General features: G+C 68.5%; 26 protein-coding genes. 22 read left to right on the forward strand and 4 right to left on the reverse strand.

Going from position 1 to position 14,543, the window contains the following annotated elements; translation table 11 throughout:
- Nucleotides 1-13: 13 nt before the first annotated feature.
- Entirely contained in the window at nucleotides 14-295 is a 282-nt protein-coding gene (locus ACQUFX_RS13190; RefSeq protein WP_428966322.1) for a hypothetical protein, read from the forward strand.
- Here ACQUFX_RS13190 and ACQUFX_RS13195 read toward each other — a convergent pair.
- The 4 genes from ACQUFX_RS13195 to ACQUFX_RS13210 all read right to left on the reverse strand — a co-directional run bounded on the left by ACQUFX_RS13195 (nucleotide 253) and on the right by ACQUFX_RS13210 (nucleotide 1,985).
- Entirely contained in the window at nucleotides 253-849 is a 597-nt protein-coding gene (locus ACQUFX_RS13195) for a hypothetical protein (protein WP_428966323.1), read from the reverse strand. The genes ACQUFX_RS13190 and ACQUFX_RS13195 overlap by 43 nt on opposite strands.
- On the reverse strand, nucleotides 846-1,202 hold the full coding sequence (locus tag ACQUFX_RS13200) for a hypothetical protein (RefSeq protein WP_428966324.1): 357 nt from the start codon (nucleotides 1,200-1,202) through the stop codon (nucleotides 846-848). The genes ACQUFX_RS13195 and ACQUFX_RS13200 overlap by 4 nt, the downstream gene beginning before the upstream one ends.
- A gap of 103 nt (nucleotides 1,203-1,305) precedes the next feature.
- Nucleotides 1,306-1,614: an HNH endonuclease gene (locus ACQUFX_RS13205; RefSeq protein WP_428966325.1), complete on the reverse strand. Its 309-nt coding sequence runs from the start codon at nucleotides 1,612-1,614 to the stop codon at nucleotides 1,306-1,308.
- 98 nt (nucleotides 1,615-1,712) lie between these two features.
- Nucleotides 1,713-1,985, reverse strand: a complete 273-nt coding sequence (locus ACQUFX_RS13210; RefSeq protein WP_428966326.1) for a MerR family transcriptional regulator — start codon at nucleotides 1,983-1,985, stop codon at nucleotides 1,713-1,715.
- Between the two features lie 183 nt (nucleotides 1,986-2,168).
- Here ACQUFX_RS13210 and ACQUFX_RS13215 point away from each other — a divergent pair, with 183 nt between their 5' ends.
- From ACQUFX_RS13215 to ACQUFX_RS13315, 21 genes are all read left to right on the forward strand, one after another.
- Entirely contained in the window at nucleotides 2,169-2,513 is a 345-nt protein-coding gene (locus ACQUFX_RS13215) for a hypothetical protein (RefSeq protein WP_428966327.1), read from the forward strand.
- A 1,487-nt stretch (nucleotides 2,514-4,000) separates the two neighbouring features.
- Nucleotides 4,001-4,348 carry a hypothetical protein gene (locus ACQUFX_RS13220; protein ID WP_428966328.1) on the forward strand — a complete coding sequence of 116 codons (348 nt, stop codon included), beginning with the start codon at nucleotides 4,001-4,003 and terminating at the stop codon, nucleotides 4,346-4,348.
- A gap of 205 nt (nucleotides 4,349-4,553) precedes the next feature.
- Nucleotides 4,554-4,856 carry a hypothetical protein gene (locus ACQUFX_RS13225; protein ID WP_428966329.1) on the forward strand — a complete coding sequence of 101 codons (303 nt, stop codon included), beginning with the start codon at nucleotides 4,554-4,556 and terminating at the stop codon, nucleotides 4,854-4,856.
- A 99-nt stretch (nucleotides 4,857-4,955) separates the two neighbouring features.
- Complete coding sequence (locus tag ACQUFX_RS13230; protein WP_428966330.1) at nucleotides 4,956-5,228, forward strand: hypothetical protein; 273 nt, start codon at nucleotides 4,956-4,958, stop codon at nucleotides 5,226-5,228.
- Nucleotides 5,229-5,326: 98 nt separating this feature from the next.
- Nucleotides 5,327-5,653, forward strand: coding sequence for a hypothetical protein (locus ACQUFX_RS13235; RefSeq protein WP_428966331.1), 327 nt, complete (start codon nucleotides 5,327-5,329; stop codon nucleotides 5,651-5,653).
- Nucleotides 5,654-5,740: 87 nt separating this feature from the next.
- Nucleotides 5,741-6,157, forward strand: coding sequence for a hypothetical protein (locus ACQUFX_RS13240; protein WP_428966332.1), 417 nt, complete (start codon nucleotides 5,741-5,743; stop codon nucleotides 6,155-6,157).
- A 126-nt stretch (nucleotides 6,158-6,283) separates the two neighbouring features.
- A complete protein-coding gene (locus tag ACQUFX_RS13245; RefSeq protein WP_428966333.1) occupies nucleotides 6,284-6,580 on the forward strand; it encodes a hypothetical protein in 297 nt (98 codons plus the stop codon).
- 94 nt (nucleotides 6,581-6,674) lie between these two features.
- A complete protein-coding gene (locus tag ACQUFX_RS13250; protein ID WP_428966334.1) occupies nucleotides 6,675-7,190 on the forward strand; it encodes a hypothetical protein in 516 nt (171 codons plus the stop codon).
- A gap of 121 nt (nucleotides 7,191-7,311) precedes the next feature.
- Nucleotides 7,312-7,758 carry a hypothetical protein gene (locus tag ACQUFX_RS13255; RefSeq protein ID WP_428966335.1) on the forward strand — a complete coding sequence of 149 codons (447 nt, stop codon included), beginning with the start codon at nucleotides 7,312-7,314 and terminating at the stop codon, nucleotides 7,756-7,758.
- Between the two features lie 87 nt (nucleotides 7,759-7,845).
- Nucleotides 7,846-8,172: a hypothetical protein gene (locus tag ACQUFX_RS13260; protein ID WP_428966336.1), complete on the forward strand. Its 327-nt coding sequence runs from the start codon at nucleotides 7,846-7,848 to the stop codon at nucleotides 8,170-8,172.
- Nucleotides 8,173-8,860: 688 nt separating this feature from the next.
- The gene (locus ACQUFX_RS13265) at nucleotides 8,861-9,193 is read left to right on the forward strand and encodes a hypothetical protein (protein WP_428966337.1); all 333 of its coding nucleotides are present in this window, start codon (nucleotides 8,861-8,863) and stop codon (nucleotides 9,191-9,193) included.
- An 84-nt stretch (nucleotides 9,194-9,277) separates the two neighbouring features.
- Nucleotides 9,278-9,709, forward strand: coding sequence for a hypothetical protein (locus ACQUFX_RS13270; RefSeq protein ID WP_428966338.1), 432 nt, complete (start codon nucleotides 9,278-9,280; stop codon nucleotides 9,707-9,709).
- A gap of 90 nt (nucleotides 9,710-9,799) precedes the next feature.
- The gene (locus ACQUFX_RS13275; RefSeq protein ID WP_428966339.1) at nucleotides 9,800-10,138 is read left to right on the forward strand and encodes a hypothetical protein; all 339 of its coding nucleotides are present in this window, start codon (nucleotides 9,800-9,802) and stop codon (nucleotides 10,136-10,138) included.
- 137 nt (nucleotides 10,139-10,275) lie between these two features.
- Entirely contained in the window at nucleotides 10,276-10,734 is a 459-nt protein-coding gene (locus ACQUFX_RS13280) for a hypothetical protein (RefSeq protein ID WP_428966340.1), read from the forward strand.
- Between the two features lie 94 nt (nucleotides 10,735-10,828).
- Complete coding sequence (locus ACQUFX_RS13285) at nucleotides 10,829-11,077, forward strand: hypothetical protein (RefSeq protein WP_428966341.1); 249 nt, start codon at nucleotides 10,829-10,831, stop codon at nucleotides 11,075-11,077.
- A gap of 76 nt (nucleotides 11,078-11,153) precedes the next feature.
- Nucleotides 11,154-11,660 (forward strand): hypothetical protein, encoded by a 507-nt coding sequence (locus ACQUFX_RS13290; protein ID WP_428966342.1) that lies wholly within the window; start codon nucleotides 11,154-11,156, stop codon nucleotides 11,658-11,660.
- An 89-nt stretch (nucleotides 11,661-11,749) separates the two neighbouring features.
- The gene (locus ACQUFX_RS13295; RefSeq protein WP_428966343.1) at nucleotides 11,750-12,154 is read left to right on the forward strand and encodes a hypothetical protein; all 405 of its coding nucleotides are present in this window, start codon (nucleotides 11,750-11,752) and stop codon (nucleotides 12,152-12,154) included.
- A 417-nt stretch (nucleotides 12,155-12,571) separates the two neighbouring features.
- Complete coding sequence (locus ACQUFX_RS13300) at nucleotides 12,572-12,853, forward strand: hypothetical protein (protein ID WP_428966344.1); 282 nt, start codon at nucleotides 12,572-12,574, stop codon at nucleotides 12,851-12,853.
- Between the two features lie 70 nt (nucleotides 12,854-12,923).
- Nucleotides 12,924-13,304, forward strand: a complete 381-nt coding sequence (locus tag ACQUFX_RS13305; protein WP_428966345.1) for a hypothetical protein — start codon at nucleotides 12,924-12,926, stop codon at nucleotides 13,302-13,304.
- A 77-nt stretch (nucleotides 13,305-13,381) separates the two neighbouring features.
- Nucleotides 13,382-13,900, forward strand: coding sequence for a hypothetical protein (locus tag ACQUFX_RS13310; RefSeq protein ID WP_428966346.1), 519 nt, complete (start codon nucleotides 13,382-13,384; stop codon nucleotides 13,898-13,900).
- Nucleotides 13,901-14,118: 218 nt separating this feature from the next.
- Nucleotides 14,119-14,358 (forward strand): hypothetical protein, encoded by a 240-nt coding sequence (locus ACQUFX_RS13315; RefSeq protein WP_428966347.1) that lies wholly within the window; start codon nucleotides 14,119-14,121, stop codon nucleotides 14,356-14,358.
- Nucleotides 14,359-14,543: the final 185 nt, after the last annotated feature.

Consider the following 14,543-nt stretch of genomic DNA (forward strand, 5'->3'; position numbering starts at 1 on the left):
TACGGTGGTCGATGTGACCAGTCCGATCACCAGCCGCGCCTGGGCCCGTGCCGACCGTCCCCAGATCGTGGAGGGTGAGGAGTACCTCGAGCTCTACGTCAACCTGCAGCAGGCCGCCGGGCTGGCCGTCCTGCCCGACTACCGGCTCGCCGCGCTGTTCGCGGTCGGAAGCCAGGTCGTCACCGTGCCGCTGGCGAGCCGCCGGCGCACCGCTCGGATGGACGCCGTGGACGACCTGCGGGACCTCGTCGTTCAGGTCGGCGGCAAGCTCGACCCCGCGCCCGAGCTGAGCTGAGTCGCCGGGTCGTGCCACTCCAGGACCTCGACCTGGAGTGGCGGCATCGAGTAGCGATCCCGCCGGCAGGCGATCTCCACCGCCAACTGGATCGCCTTGGTCGGGTGGACGTCGCAGATCCGCAGCGCGTCCAGCGCGCCGATCGCCGGCCCCTCCCCCGACCCCACCGCGGCCACGCCGTCCGGGTGCGGGATCGCCATGGCGTGCGCGATCGTCCACACCTGGCCGCGCCACCCGAGGATGAGGTTCCCGTCGAGCTGCCCGTCGTCAACCAGCCCGTGCTCGATGGCGCGTTGCGTCAGCGCCAGGGCGACCGCGTTGGCCCAGTTCTGCGTCGGCTCGCCCTCTTCGGGGGAGATGGGCAGCACCGTTTCCGGCAGCACCGAGGCAAGGCCGCCGTGGCCGGCCAGACCGACCAGGACGTCGTCGTCGACGGCGTCGAGGCGCAGGATCTTCGTGGCACCGCCGATGACGGGGCGCTCGTAGACGTTGGTGCAGGTGTCGGCGGCCATCCACACGGTACGGCCGTCGCCGTACGCCACCACGGTCGTCACGTTGTCGACTCCACCCGCTCGTAGGTGTCCGCGAAGATCTCCGGCTTGACCGGATACCGCTCCCCCTGGACACCGGTGACCACCCAGTCCCCCGGGCAGACGGTGTGGCCGCCCTCGAGGGTGTCGATCCACCCGTGGTCGCGCCAGATGCGCTGGCAGCGGTCGTGCGTCTGCTCGCCGGGGGAATCAGGGCGGCGGAAGAAGCCGACCACCGCGCCCTCGATCCGGGTGTACTCACCGCCGGCCGGGTCCGACGCGAGCTGGCCCACACCATCCTCGGGGTGGTCGCCGTTCGCCCACCACCGCGCGGCGAGCACCTCGACGGGCCTCTTGCGCCACACCTCGTAGGACATCCGACCCCCGTCACTGTTCGTAGATAGTTACCGACAGGTACGGCTGCCAGGCCGGGCCTACGCTCAACCTCATCGATGAATCGTCACGCTGAGCTGATGCCGGTCACCGCAGGCCGGGGTGGCGCTCCGGGGTCCGGTACAGCCTCGGCCGGGCGGCGTTGCCCTCAGCGGACGTCTTCAGCGCGTGGCACCGCTGCGGGGTGCGCCAGCTGTGGATCGGGGCCAGGTTCTCCAGCCGGTGGTCGTCGCCCGGCACCACGTGGTCGACCTCGTCGGCACCCGGCAGCAGGCAGACATGGCAGGTGTCGCCGTCGCGGCGGAAGACCGCCTCGCGGCGCGCGGGCCAGTCCTCCGGCAGCCGCGCACGCCGCGTCGACCCCTCGAACGGGGCCCAGTCCGAACGCTGCGGCATCGATCACCGCCCGACGTCAGTTCGTGGGGAGGGTGGCCGGCCAGTCCGGCGACCACCCTCCCGCCCCTCCCCGCCGAGGGGTACCGCGCGCGGTTGTGTCAGGCCGCGGCGGAGTCTTCCTCGAGCGCCGGCGCCCGCCGGCGAGAGTTGGTCGATCGGCGAGTGTCCCGCTCGGCCGCGACCAGGTCGGCCAGGTGGTACTCCAGCCACCCGCGCGGCGTCCGGCGCGCCCGGAGGTTCCGGCGCACCACGCCGCCCTGCCCATCGGGGGCGAGCCACCCCCGGTCGTGCCAGTGCTTCACGGTGTTCACGGTGACCCCGAGGTACAGCGCCGCCTGGCTGCGGGTCAGGTACGCCTCGTGTCCGGTCACCGACCACCCCCGGAAACGCAAAAAGCGGGCCCCGGAGTCTTCACTCCGGGGCCCGCAAGTTCTGTCCGGACATACGTCTGCCCGTTTGAACGAAGGATGCCACGCCCATCCGGAGATCCACAAGCGCTGTGACGGCCACAACTTCCAGAGCCCTTTCGAGTCGCGCCGCCATATCGTCGCCGGGTGTCGACCTGGGACTTGCGCACCACCCTCCGGCAGCTCCCCTGCCGCGCCGGTCACCCCGGCTGCCGCATCCCCTGGGGCTACGACGAGCAGCACACCGACTCGTCGCGCCCGTACACCCTGGACGAGCTCGCCGAGCGAGCGGAGGGTCCGCACCGGTACGCCTACCCCTCGCACGAGGAGTACCTCCAGGGCTGGCGCCTGTGGCGTGCACTGTCCGTGGACTCCCGCCCCACCCGGGCCGAGGCTGACGTCGCCCTCCGGGTGCGGTTCAAGCGCATCGCCGCGGTGACCGAGCAGCCCTGGCTCCTGGACATCCTCGAAGAGGCTTTCCGGCGCCCGTGACGGGACCCGCGCTGGGCATCGGGCGCCATTCGATTCGGCCGGCACCATCGATCTGACGGGGCCACCGACACCGTTCTGGGAAGGGTCATTCCGGAGCCCGCCAAAGTTTCCGAAACCGGGCGCACCGCGACACCCAGTACGCCCCGGGGCGGGCGACGGCGGCACCCCCCGGGGGTACCCCGCCCACCCCTTGACTATCGCCTTGCAATCGTGTTCGATCGCGCGCCACGCGGGCAGACGCACAGCACACACAAGACAATGCAGTGCGGTCCGGAAATTGTTTGTCGGTCCGGCTTGACAAACCGGGGGTCGACGCGCATTCTGATTGCGCAACGCCGACCGGGAAGCCGGGAGGTGGAGCACCGGCCCCGGAAGGGGGCTCGTTAGCGCAACGTCAACTACACAGCGGCGAACGTCACGCCGGTCATCGTTTGGGCCGGTCAGCGTCGGAATTCAACCACTCTCGCCCGGTCACTCAACGCATACCGGCAGAACGGGCACCCGACACCACTGCTGACCTGCAAGAACACAGAAAGTCGGCCCGGCTTGACAAACTCGCCGATCGTGTGCTTGAATTAGCGCAGCAAGTTGAATTATGAAAGTAAGCCAGGGCCGAAAGGTCTCGGATACCACCCCTTTCGCGGGGCCGGTCCGGAGACGAATTTCGGAAACGTTGGTTGTTGGGTTCGTCGGCAACGGCAAACCCGGTTGAGAACTCAATAATCCGAATTGCCGTGTCTATCAGCGGCGGCATGAGCGGAGAACCCAATTAGGACGAAACCCGCATTCTGGGTGTAGGCCGTTGGTGGCAAAGTTGCGGAGATCGCAGCTACCGCCGCCCGTCTTGGCGGGCGGTGCCGAAGAGACATTGCGGCCAACTGAAAAGGTTGGTAACCATCTTCGGCGTGCGTCAGGGAGAACCTACGATCCGGCTAGAACCGGTGCGCCATAGACGTAACCCCCGAAAGGGTGGTCGCGTCGTAGCACATGTGCCGCAAGGCATGTGGTGGCTGCGCAGGATAGCTCACCCACGCCAGTTAGCAAAGCGGTCCGACACGCTACATTCTGACTATTGACAGGAGGAATGAATTGCAGAATGTAGGCGGAAACGTTGTCTTTGTCGGGGTTGGCAGACCCCCAAAACACTGCATTGGAACCACTCGATGCGGTGCGGCTGCGACCTAGATGCGAGGTCTAGGGGTGCATTGGACATAGTTCCTGTGCATTGTATCCCTTCAAGCTTCATCGAGTCCGACGGTTGATCTCATCAGGATCTTTCCCGACGTCCATCCAAACGTCGCGTATTGATTGTTGAGAGATGCCCGACGACTCTGCGATCGGGGGCCGATGGCGCGTGTTCGCGTTGCGCCATCGGCCCACGATCCGAGCTAATCCACCCATGCGAGTGGGCGGGACCCTAGCTGCCATGCAGCTAGGGTGCCATCTCTTCGCATAGGCATCGAGAATCCGACGAAGGGTTGCGGAAAATGAAGGCGGGCAAGCTGCGACCGGGCATGCGTGTGTTCGGTCGCCAAATCAAGATGGTCACCCCGTTCATCATGAGTGGCGCGGGTTGGGAATCGACCGGACAGCAGTGGGTCACGGTAAACTTCGGCGACGGCGACGCGATCGACTTCGCGGCCGAAGAGAATGTCAAGGTTGACGGCTACGTTGAGCGTCTGCCCGCTGGTCCCGTTCGCAAGCCTGCGGTTTCCGAGCACCACCGCGTGCGGGTTTCGGACGGCCGCTGGGCCGGCGAGGCCGGTGGGTGGCGCATCGACCAGATCAGCCGGATGGCCGCGTGGGACTTGGACCGGCGGCCCGCCAATCGATGATCTACCACCCGACCTGTCAGCGATCGACTCGGCACCGTACGCGGCGCTTCCTGCGCCGTCGGCCGGTGCCGAGTCATGGCCCGACAGATTGGCGAACAGCGAACCTCTCGGCAAGAAACGTGCCCGCGCGGTGGGAGTCATCTCTGATGAGCGCCTTTCCGCGTGCCATGACTCATTGGCGCGTCTCAAGTCCGAAGGATTCACAATGGCTACTCACGGTGCAGCACGTCGGCGGACCATCTCGGCTCTGACCCGACGGGAGGCGTTCCGTCGGCCCGGGTTCGCCATGTCGGCGACCACCGGCAAGGTCTGGGACGCCGGGCGGTTGAGCGACGACGACCGGAAGGCGTTCGAGGCCGACCGGGACGGCGCGGGGATCACGTACACCGTCCTGTCGTGGGCCACCCCGATCGCGTGGGTGACGACGGACGGAACGGTCCGGGTGCCCGACACGTACTACTCCCGGACCACCAGCACCCACCAGGGACTCTGCCGTACCTACCTGTAGCCCTGACCCTGTCCAGCTACCGGCGCGGCACCGTGCGGTGCGCCCACGTGGCGCTTTCGCCCGGTGCCGGGCCGTGGCCCGACAGATTGGGATATTTCCATGGCTGACAAGCTTCTCAAGTCCGGCGACCTGGCCTACCTCGACGTGATCGGCACGCCCCTCGTGCCGTGCCGGGTGGAGTCGGTCAAGGGGCGCGCCGGGGCACCCGGCACCGGACAGGAGATCACCGTCAAGCTGACGGCCGACCGGGGCGCGTACAAGCGCGGCGAGGTCTTGACCTTCAGCGGCTCCTCGGTCGTGCCGCGCAGCTCGGTTTTCGTGCGGAACGGTCAGTACCGGATCTTGAACGACTGGGAGGTGCAGCCCGACTGAACGCCTGACCTGTCAGCACACCGGCACGACACCGTGCGCCGCGTCTCCGGACGCATCCGCCCGGTGCCGGGCCGTGGCCCGACAGGATTGGGGTAGGCATGGCTGAGGTTTTGTACTGGTGGCAGTTCTGCGACCGGGAGAACAACCGCGACATCACGGATGAGATGTACGCCGAGCGGGACGCGTCCCACGTTCGTGCATGGGCGGGTGCGCACAGCGATACGTGCCTGATGGAGGTGGAACGCACCCCGCGCGGTCGGTTCCGCATCACGACGGCGGGTGACGTGTACAGCATCCCCGTGTCGGCGTACGACAAGCGGTTCGCGTCGCCGTTGGCCGCGCTGGAGTACATGGTCCACCGGGCCGGTGACACCTTGCGGGAGGCGGTGTGCCGGTGCGGCACGCCGGGTGGCGAGTGCGACTGATCGTGCACATTTGGCCGGCACCGTCTCGCACGGTGCCGCGCCATGTGTCCGCACGGCGCGGCGCAAGTAGTGATGGGAGGTGCCCGCATGGGCGCTCACTGGCACGTGGCAACCGGTCTGGTAGGTTACGGCCCGGACGGCAGCGACGGGTACGGTACCGCGACCGACATGCCGACCCTGGCGGACCTGATCGCCGAAGAGTGCCAGCGGTCCGCTGGTGCCGAGACCGACGGGGCGGAAGGCCTCGCCGAGAGCGGCGACTTCGAGGGTGCGTGGAAGACGCACAAGCGCAGTGACGCTCTCGCCACCATGGCGCACAACTTCGACAACCGTCGGGCCGACGCGCCGATCTACGTCGGTCGGTCCGACCTGTGGCACGACACGATCCGGCGCATGGCGCAGGAGGCGCACCTGAGGGACGTCTCCGACAACTCCCGCCTGTACGTGTGGGAGTGCACCGACGTCGAGTGCGAGCACCTGGCCGATCTGGAGTCGGCGGCCTGACCGTGCACGGATGGTGGGTCACTGCGCGATGGCGCGGTGGCCTGCCACCTGTTCGCACGGACGGACGGGAGAAAGCGAGGCGACACCATGGGTGGCGCACACGGCGGCTTTGCTGTCGATATCGACGTGATCGACAACCCTGAGATGGACGACCAGTACGCCCACATCCACGTGCAGGGCGTGATGTCTCCGGAAGACCCCGGTGCCCGCAAACTGCTGGCCGGCACCCGTGTCAGTGGGGGCGGAGGGGTGTACGTCTACGGCGGGGAGCATCCCGCCGTGCCGCACATCGACGCGCCGCACTGGCGGTCGCTGGCCGAGAAGCTGGCGCGCCACGTCGGGGTGACGGGCCGCGCCCGCATCTCGTGGGAGCACGAGGGGCCGGGTCGGCCGCGCGGCAAGTCCCGCGAGTTCGACCTGTAGCCCTGGCGCGCAACGCCGTTCGTTGACGGTCCCCGCCGGGCTTCGGTCCGGCGGGTGTCCGTGAGCCGCACGGCGCGGCATCGAGAGGTTGATCGTGACCAACTACAGCATCTTCACCCCGTCGTCGGACGACCCGGACGACGTGTTAGAGGCGCACGTGCAGTCGTTCCTCCACGGCGTGGCCCGCGCCTTGCTGGACAACGCCGAGATCGTCGGGGCTGACCACACGGTGGAGACGCAGACGGCCAACGCCACCGACTACCACTCGCCCCGGATGGGGTGGGAGGTGGACGCGATCCGTCCGGACGACCGGGAGCGGTTCGTCAAGCGGATCGCAGAGTTCGCCGAGACGTTCCACGACGACCTGACCGAGGTGTGCGCGGCCATCGCTCGCGAGGCGTACCCGCCGTACGTGGGCCACTTCGGTGGTGAGTGGTACCGGGCGGGCGAGCTGTACTACTACGACTCCAACGGCGAGGGTATCGGGCTGTGGGAGTACGGTCCGGCCGGTGAGCGCCTGTCGGGGGTGATCGGGCTGAACCCGATCACCGCCTACGCCTTTCCGGTCGACCACCCGCACGCCGCACACGTCGAGCTGTCCGAGGTCTGATCCAAGGTGGTAACGAAGCTGCGCAACATCATCGCGGAGCTGAGCTGGCCGTGCGGGTGATGGTGCCGGCCGGGTTCGCCCGGCCGGTGGCCACCGTCGCACGGGTGACGGAGAGTGGAGCTTGACCATGAACATCGTGGATGACATCGACGCCGCCGCGCGTCGCAGCGCCGGAAGCGGACCATGCCCCCTGGAATACATCCGCAGGACGCTGGAGACCACCATCAGGAACGAGGCCGCAATGGTCGCGCGGAACCTGGCCAAGCTGGCGGAGCTGGGTCAGCAGCCCGGCCCAAGGTCTCCGCAGGCTGAGACCGCGCGACTCGTGGAACAGAAGATGTACGCGGCCATCCCGGCGCACCCGGAGCGGCACGACCCGGAACAGTGCGCGGCACTGACGGCCGGGGTAATCCGGACGTACCTCCATGTCGTTCGAAGCCACCGAGGGGAGTGGGCTTTCCACGCAGCGAACCGCTTCCTGATCATGGCGGTCGACTGCCTGGACTTCGGCCGGGCGGACCTCGCGGACCGGCGGGCGGCGCGACTGCTCGACGCCGATTCCCTGTAGCGCCAGCACCGTTCCACGCGGGTGCTCGCCGAACTCAGGTCCGGCGGGTGCCCACGCCGCACGGTGCGGCGGGATTGTGAGGCAGCAATGATCCACTACGAGCGTCCGACCATCACCTCCGCCACCGTCGTGACCGGCACCCTGGCGCAGGCGGCGGAGCTGATCGTGACCGACACGCTGACGGCCCTGGAGGCGGGCGAGGCGGAGCACTACGGCCGGGAGTCCCGCCGGGTGGAGGTGTTCTACCTGCACCTGAACGGGCCGGATGCGCGGGCCGTGTTCGTCCTGAACGACGACGGCGACCTGATGGACGCGTTCATCACCTACACCGACAGCGCTGGTAAGTCCGTCGCCCCGGTGCCGGACCTGTACGTGGACCGGCTGCACCGGGCGCTGTCGGCGTACCCCGGCTGACGCGACGCGCAGCACCGTTCCACGCGGGTGCTCGCCGGACTTCGGTCCGGCGGGGGCCACGCCGAATGATGCGGACGTACTACGCTGCCCCCTAACCGCGTCGGTAGCGCGTGTTGGTGATGGTGCCGGCTGGGCCACGTGTCCGGACGGCCTCACCGCCTCACGAGCGACGCGACCGCCACCAACGGCGGTCTTGTGGGGACGTACTACGCTGCCCCCTAACCGCGTCGGTAGCGCGTGTTGGTGATGGTGCCGGCTGGGCCACGTGTCCGGACGGCCTCACCGCCTCACGAGCGACGCGACCGCCACCAACGGCGGTCTTGTGGGGACGGCCCATCGCCGCCCTGGCAACTTCAGTCCGGCTTCGTTCGCGTGCCACGCACGCGGAGGGGGTCGCACGGTGGTTGTCAGGAGTGATGGGTTTGCGGTCGCCCTGGCAACTTCAGTCCGGCTTCGTTCACACGCCACGCGCGGTGAAGGGGGTCGCACGGTGGTTGTCAAGGCGGCCGTTCCTCATTTCCTGACCGCTTCTGTTAGGCAACCTCCGCGCCAATTGGTGCGGGATGGGGTCGCGCGGTGGCCGCCAGGAAATTTGGAGTCAGCGCGCCGTTCGTTGACGGTCCCCGCCGGGCTTCGGCCCGGCGGGTGTCCGTGAGCCGCACGGCGCGGCCGGAAAGCGAGGCAGATCATGGTCGACGGCACGAAGGTCATCTTCACCACGCCGCCGGTGGACATCTTCATCACGCCGGACGAACTGCCGGCCGTCTACGTGCCAAACGTGGAGGCGGCGTTGGTGCTGCTGTCGGGGGCGCTGACCGCGCTCGACCGGGCCGGGTTCGAGATGGAGCACACCGACGGGCCGTACGGGGAGGTGCAGCGGGCGATCGTGTCCGTCATCGAGCGAGCCTTTCCGGGGATCGACGGAAACGCGGTGGTGGTCGACCGCCACTCGTACGACGGCGAGGAGGGGCGGAACATCCTCGGCGCGTTGGTGGAGGCGCGCCGAAACCTCAAGGCCTGAACGCCGTTCGTTGACGGTCCTCGCTGGGTTGGTGCCCGGCGGGTGGCCGTGAGCCGCACGGCGCGGCCAGGGGAGGTGGTATCGGTGGAGGCTCGTGAGCGCAAGCGCATCGCGGAGTGGATCGGCCAGATGAGCGCAGTCGACTTCCAGGAGATGGAGTCGATCATGCAGGTGGCGAAGCGCTCCCGGATCGAGGGCGGCACGCTGATCGAAGTTGCCGCGCTCAGTCGGAAGGTGCGCGCGCGTTACCCGGACGCGGAGATGATCCGCGTGGCGGTGGAGGAGCGCGACGACCCGTGGTGCATGGGGGTCGGGTTCTACAACTCCGACGGGGCTCTCTTGGCCTTGGAGGACTACGACATGCGACCGACCTGGCCGCGCACCTGTCAGAGTGAGGTCGAGGAAGCGTGGGCCGAGGGTGGTCGTGACGTATGGCCCACTGTGGAGGGGCAGGACGAGGACGACTACCCGGGTGACGAGGGTGTGCGCGAGGTTCGGCTGTCACCCCGGCCGTGAGCCTCTGACCGTGAGGAAGATGGTGCTTGCCGGGCTGCGGTCCGGCGGGTGCCACCGCCGCACGGTGCGACGGAGAGAGTGAGGCAAGCCATGGGTGACAGCGGACGGGTCTACGTCACCATGTCGCCGGCCAATATCATGCACGTCCCCGACCCCACGCCCGACGTGGTCAGGGAAAACGTGGACGCGGCCCTGATCATGCTGTCGGGAGCGCTCGCCGCCCTCGACAAGGCGGGGTACGACATGGAACACATGGACGGGCCGTACGGCGAGGTCTTCCGAGCCACCGTGTCGGTCATCGAGCGGGCGTTCCCCGGGGCCGACGGGGAGTCGATCCTGACCGACCGGAGCCTCATCGAGGGTGACCCGGGTACGCAGATCCTGGAGTCGTTGTCGGTCGCCCGCAGGCAGGACTACAGCGAGGACTGACCGTGGGTCGATGGTGCCGGCCGGGCCCGTGGGTCCGACTGGCGTCATCACAGTGCCGTTCGTTGACGGCCACCCGCCGGGCTGGTGCCCGGCGGGTGGCCGTGAGCCGCACGGCGCGGCGGAAAGTGAGTTCACTCATGAGCAACCGACTGGTGACGGATGTCGAGATGGCGCACGTGATCGCGCTGCGGGAGGACAAGTACCGGCGGGTGGTCGACTGCGGGCACCTGGCGCAGCCCGACTTCTGGCTCGTGCCCAACTGGCGCGAGCTGGCCGACACCCCCGGCATGGGGGCGGCGGGTACCACCGGGTACGGCACCACCGAGGACGGCAAGAAGCGCTGCTACGACTGCTGCACCGCGTTCGAGGTCGAGCGGATGAAGACAGCCGATGTGATGACCGTCTACCTGTCGACCGACAACAAGCGGGTCACCACCTGGCCGGGCGGCACCCTCGGCACGGTGACGGAGCACTACGTCAGCAAGGCCGCGCGCAAGACGTACGTCAAGGCGACCGACGTGCACGGGGCGCACTGGTCCGGCCAGGGTCGGGCGGAGAGCGGTACGTACATCACGTTGCGCCGCCGCAAGGGCTGACCGCGCCCGCTCGGGTGATGGTGGCGCACCGGGGTTCGCTCCGGTGCGCCGGCCACCGTCGAGCGGACGACTCGATTGGAGAGAGGGGCCAGCGATGGCGCTGCATAGAACCCCGGACGAGCACGACGCCAACCCGCCACGCACCTGGCAGGTGCGAAAGGTTTCGCCGCATCGCTGGGATCTCTGCGACGCGACGGGGGCGGTGCTAGGTAGTTACCCCACCAAGAAGAGGGCCGAGCAGGACAAGGTCACTGGCCCGTACGTGGCGCTGTACGAGAAGGAGGGACGCTGGTTCGCGGGCGAGCCGGTTCCCGGATGGAAGCCGTACGCGCCGCTCGGGTGATGGTGGCGCACCGGGGTTCGCCTCGGTGCGCTGGCCACCGTCGAGCGAACGACTCGATTGGGGAGAGGGTCGCACCATGACCAGCAACAGTGCATCGGCGTGCCGGGTGTCGAGCCTGCTCGACACCCCCGTGGTCGAGCTGGTCTCGACCAGCCACACCGGGTACGAGGTGGAACAGAAGGACCTGTGCAGCCGGGTCGACGTCGGTGAGCTGGACCCGCACGACGGGGTCGGCATCTCCATGATCGAGGAGATCCGGTGGGTCGAGTTCGGTATCGGCCCGTACGACGCGGCCACCTCCGAGGTGGTCCGAGCGGTGGAGCGGGTGTTGACCGACATCTACAACGCGTCGGACGTGACCATCACCGAGGACGGCGACGACACGTACCTATCCGTCGAGTGGCACAAGCGCGTGCCTCCGACGGACATCCTCGGCGAGGTGATCGAGCTGCTGCTCCGCCAGGACGGCGACTACCAGCAGGGTCCGGCGGGGTTCCACAACGCGACGAACGGCGCGTACAACTCCCGCAACGCGTACCGCGACGTGCGGGAGGCTGTCCGCGAGGTCGCGCTCACCTTCTGATCACCCGCTCGGGTGATGGTGGCCGCCGGACCTCGGTCCGGCGGCGCGCCACCGTCGAGCGAACGCCTCGACAGGAGAAAGGGCCGACGATGGCCGCGTACAAGGATCTGACCCGCCTGCTCCCGCAGTCCGTGCCCGTGGCCGGGCTCATGGAGCTGGCCCGGGAGTTCAACATCAGCCTGAGCCACGAGCCCCCTGTTGAGCCGTTCCACCAGGACGGCCGGGAGTGGGAACGGTTCAGCGTGTACCACCTGCTGCTCGGGCTGGACTCGGTGCCCATGGCGGCCGAGTTCGCCGACTCGAACAGCCGGGACCTGATCGCCGACGACCACTGGCAGGAGTACGCCCGGACCCAGGCGGAGGACTTGGGCGAGGTCGCCCACGTCGCCCCGTACGTCGACTGGAAGCGGTACGCCAGCGACGTGCGGGGCGACTACTCCGAGGTCGTCATCGACAGCGGCGAGTTCGCCGGCACCTGGTGGGTGCGTGGCTAGCCTGACCTGTGCGCTCGGGTGATGGTGGCGCACCGGGTTCGCCCGGTGCGCTGGCCACCGTCGAGCGAACGGCTGGACGGAGAAAGGGGGCAGCGTGGCTGCCGAAAGAATGGTCATGGCGGGTGATGCGGTGCGGCTGGCCGCGCCGTAGGACTGGGCGGGCGACCTGGTTCAGATCGGTGACATCGGAGTTATCGGCGGGATGGTTGGGCCGATCGACGGTGGGTCGATCACGTTCAAGGCGCGCACCTACCGGGACGATCGGGTGGTGCAGTGTTCGGGTGGTCCGGCGACCATCCGTACGAGCACGTCGGAGCTGCGAGCCACTGATGACATGGTGGAGCTGGCCGTCTGGCGCTTCCGCCGTGGCATCCGCCAGGCGCACAACGGGGAGGACTACACCGTCACCGTCCCCGTGTGGGATTGGTTCCCGCCACCTCGATCCTGACCGCTTCCACCCACGCCCGGGAAGCCGGGCGTGGGTGGTGGTTGCCAGGGCGGCAGCTTGAGATGGAGGCGATGATGCAGCGGACCAAGGTCAAGCGGCACGGTGCGGTCGGCGGGCGGACCAAGCCGTCCAAGCCCATCCACTACAAGGACGAGCTGTCCGTCGACTTCGCCGGGGGCAAGGTCGGTGCCCGTCGGTGGGTGCGGCGGGTGGAAAAGCGCGCCGTGCGCGCGAACCGCTACGAGTTCTGACCGCTTCGGTCCCGCCCGACTTCGGTCGGGCGGGGTCGTGGCCGCCAGGTGGGCGGAGGAAGGGAGCAAGATGTCCCGGAGGATCAACGAACACAGACAGCCCGACGGCGAGTTCTGCGGCTGGTCGGGCGTCGAGGTGTCGGACGCCTACCCTGCATCGGGGTGCCTCGGTCGATCGTTCCAGGCGATCGAGTCGTGCCCCGACTCGCGGGTGCTGTGCCCCGCCGGGGAGGTCAAGCTCGGCGACAGCATCGATGTTTTGTCGCTGCCGTACCCGGTGAGCGAGGGGGCAGCGGACCTCGCCCAGTTCGAGTACGCCACGGTGGTCGAGGAGACGGAGCGGGAGACGCGGACCTGCGTCGTGGTCCACACCAACAACGGATCGTACGGCGTGGCCCCTGACGCGCTGCTGGAGCTGGGGCCGCACATTCCGGAAGCCGCGAACACCTGACCGCTTCGGTCCCGCCCGGCACCCGCCGGGCGGTGGCCGTGGTCGCCAGGACGGCGGGCAATGAAGGGAGTAACAGCATGTATGGAGAGCCGGAGTCGGAGCCGTGGCCGTTCGATGACGACGCGCGGCGGGACGACCCGCTGACGGAGCACCGCATCGCGGTGACGTGCTCCCACCCGGGGTGGGCGTACCTGGTGGCGTTCGACGCCGCCTCGGAGGCGCGCCCCACGGAGGTCGAGACGCGGATGCTCGCCTCGTTCCTGGAGCAGTACAAGACCTACTGGTACGGGCAGAACACGCACCGGGCGCGCATGGAGCGTCGCCTGCTCGACGTGGACGGCAGCGCGAACGGCGTCATCTTCCACAAGTGGGGGGTGAACGACTGGGGGTTCCGCCGCCGGTCGTTCACAAGGGGCTACCTCTTCTCGGTGGTGCCGCCCGCCTTGCGCGTCGGCCACGACGGGGTCAAGGGGCCACTTTCGCTCGAAACCGTGATGGACTGGATGCACAGCCACACCGAGCGCCCCAGTGAGAGCGACCTGTCGCCGCGTTGGCGTGAGTGGAAGGCGGCGCACCCCGAGGTCTTCGGTTCCTGACCGCTTCTGTCCTCGCCCGGCTTCGGTCGGGCGGGTGGCAGTGGCCGCCAGGTGGGCGGGCATGAGGGGAGGTCGAGATGTCCCGGAAAATCAATACTCACTACACGCCGGATGGCGTCTACTGCGGGTGGTCGAGCAAGACGGTGGCCGAAACGTACGCGTCCGACCGGTGCCCCGGGTCGCCCCGGCTGGGTCGTGGTCCGTGCCCGGCTTCGCGGGTGCTGTGCCCGGCGAGCGAGGTCAAGCCGGGCGACATGATCGACCTGATGGCGCTGCCGTACCCGGTGAGCGAGAGCGTCAAGGCGCTCGCCGAGTTCGAGTACGCCCGGGTAATCGAGGGCACGGAGCGAGAGACGCCGGGGTGCGTCGTGGTACACACCGACAACGGCTCGTTCGGGCTGGCCCCGCACGAACTGTTGGAGTTGGGGCCACACACCCCCGAGTTCGCGAGCGCCTGACCGCTTCTGTCCTCGCCCGGCTCCGGTCGGGCGGGTGGCAGTGGCCGCCAGGTGGGCGGACTACACGAGGGGTGGTCGAGATGACCGCAGACAGCCGGCCGGTAACGGCCGAGGATGAGCCGGCGCGCATCGACGCGCGCCTGCTGCGCTTGTGGTGGGATCTCGCTCACCACGAGGCAGTCCGA

It is taken from the genome of Micromonospora fluostatini (assembly GCF_050410825.1).
GTDB lineage: Bacteria > Actinomycetota > Actinomycetes > Mycobacteriales > Micromonosporaceae > Micromonospora > Micromonospora rosaria.

What these genes read in the sequence shown, in the direction of transcription:
- ACQUFX_RS13285 (WP_428966341.1), top strand. Translation starts at nt 10,829, where the DNA reads ATGGCGCTGCATAGAACCCCGGACGAGCACGACGCCAACCCGCCACGC.
- ACQUFX_RS13240 (WP_428966332.1), top strand. Translation starts at nt 5,741, where the DNA reads ATGGGCGCTCACTGGCACGTGGCAACCGGTCTGGTAGGTTACGGCCCG.
- ACQUFX_RS13260 (WP_428966336.1), top strand. Translation starts at nt 7,846, where the DNA reads ATGATCCACTACGAGCGTCCGACCATCACCTCCGCCACCGTCGTGACC.
- ACQUFX_RS13235 (WP_428966331.1), top strand. Translation starts at nt 5,327, where the DNA reads ATGGCTGAGGTTTTGTACTGGTGGCAGTTCTGCGACCGGGAGAACAAC.
- ACQUFX_RS13200 (WP_428966324.1), bottom strand. Translation starts at nt 1,202, where the DNA reads ATGTCCTACGAGGTGTGGCGCAAGAGGCCCGTCGAGGTGCTCGCCGCG.
- ACQUFX_RS13295 (WP_428966343.1), top strand. Translation starts at nt 11,750, where the DNA reads ATGGCCGCGTACAAGGATCTGACCCGCCTGCTCCCGCAGTCCGTGCCC.
- ACQUFX_RS13220 (WP_428966328.1), top strand. Translation starts at nt 4,001, where the DNA reads ATGAAGGCGGGCAAGCTGCGACCGGGCATGCGTGTGTTCGGTCGCCAA.
- ACQUFX_RS13280 (WP_428966340.1), top strand. Translation starts at nt 10,276, where the DNA reads ATGAGCAACCGACTGGTGACGGATGTCGAGATGGCGCACGTGATCGCG.
- ACQUFX_RS13310 (WP_428966346.1), top strand. Translation starts at nt 13,382, where the DNA reads ATGTATGGAGAGCCGGAGTCGGAGCCGTGGCCGTTCGATGACGACGCG.
- ACQUFX_RS13265 (WP_428966337.1), top strand. Translation starts at nt 8,861, where the DNA reads ATGGTCGACGGCACGAAGGTCATCTTCACCACGCCGCCGGTGGACATC.
- ACQUFX_RS13275 (WP_428966339.1), top strand. Translation starts at nt 9,800, where the DNA reads ATGGGTGACAGCGGACGGGTCTACGTCACCATGTCGCCGGCCAATATC.
- ACQUFX_RS13225 (WP_428966329.1), top strand. Translation starts at nt 4,554, where the DNA reads ATGGCTACTCACGGTGCAGCACGTCGGCGGACCATCTCGGCTCTGACC.
- ACQUFX_RS13305 (WP_428966345.1), top strand. Translation starts at nt 12,924, where the DNA reads ATGTCCCGGAGGATCAACGAACACAGACAGCCCGACGGCGAGTTCTGC.
- ACQUFX_RS13290 (WP_428966342.1), top strand. Translation starts at nt 11,154, where the DNA reads ATGACCAGCAACAGTGCATCGGCGTGCCGGGTGTCGAGCCTGCTCGAC.
- ACQUFX_RS13205 (WP_428966325.1), bottom strand. Translation starts at nt 1,614, where the DNA reads ATGCCGCAGCGTTCGGACTGGGCCCCGTTCGAGGGGTCGACGCGGCGT.
- ACQUFX_RS13230 (WP_428966330.1), top strand. Translation starts at nt 4,956, where the DNA reads ATGGCTGACAAGCTTCTCAAGTCCGGCGACCTGGCCTACCTCGACGTG.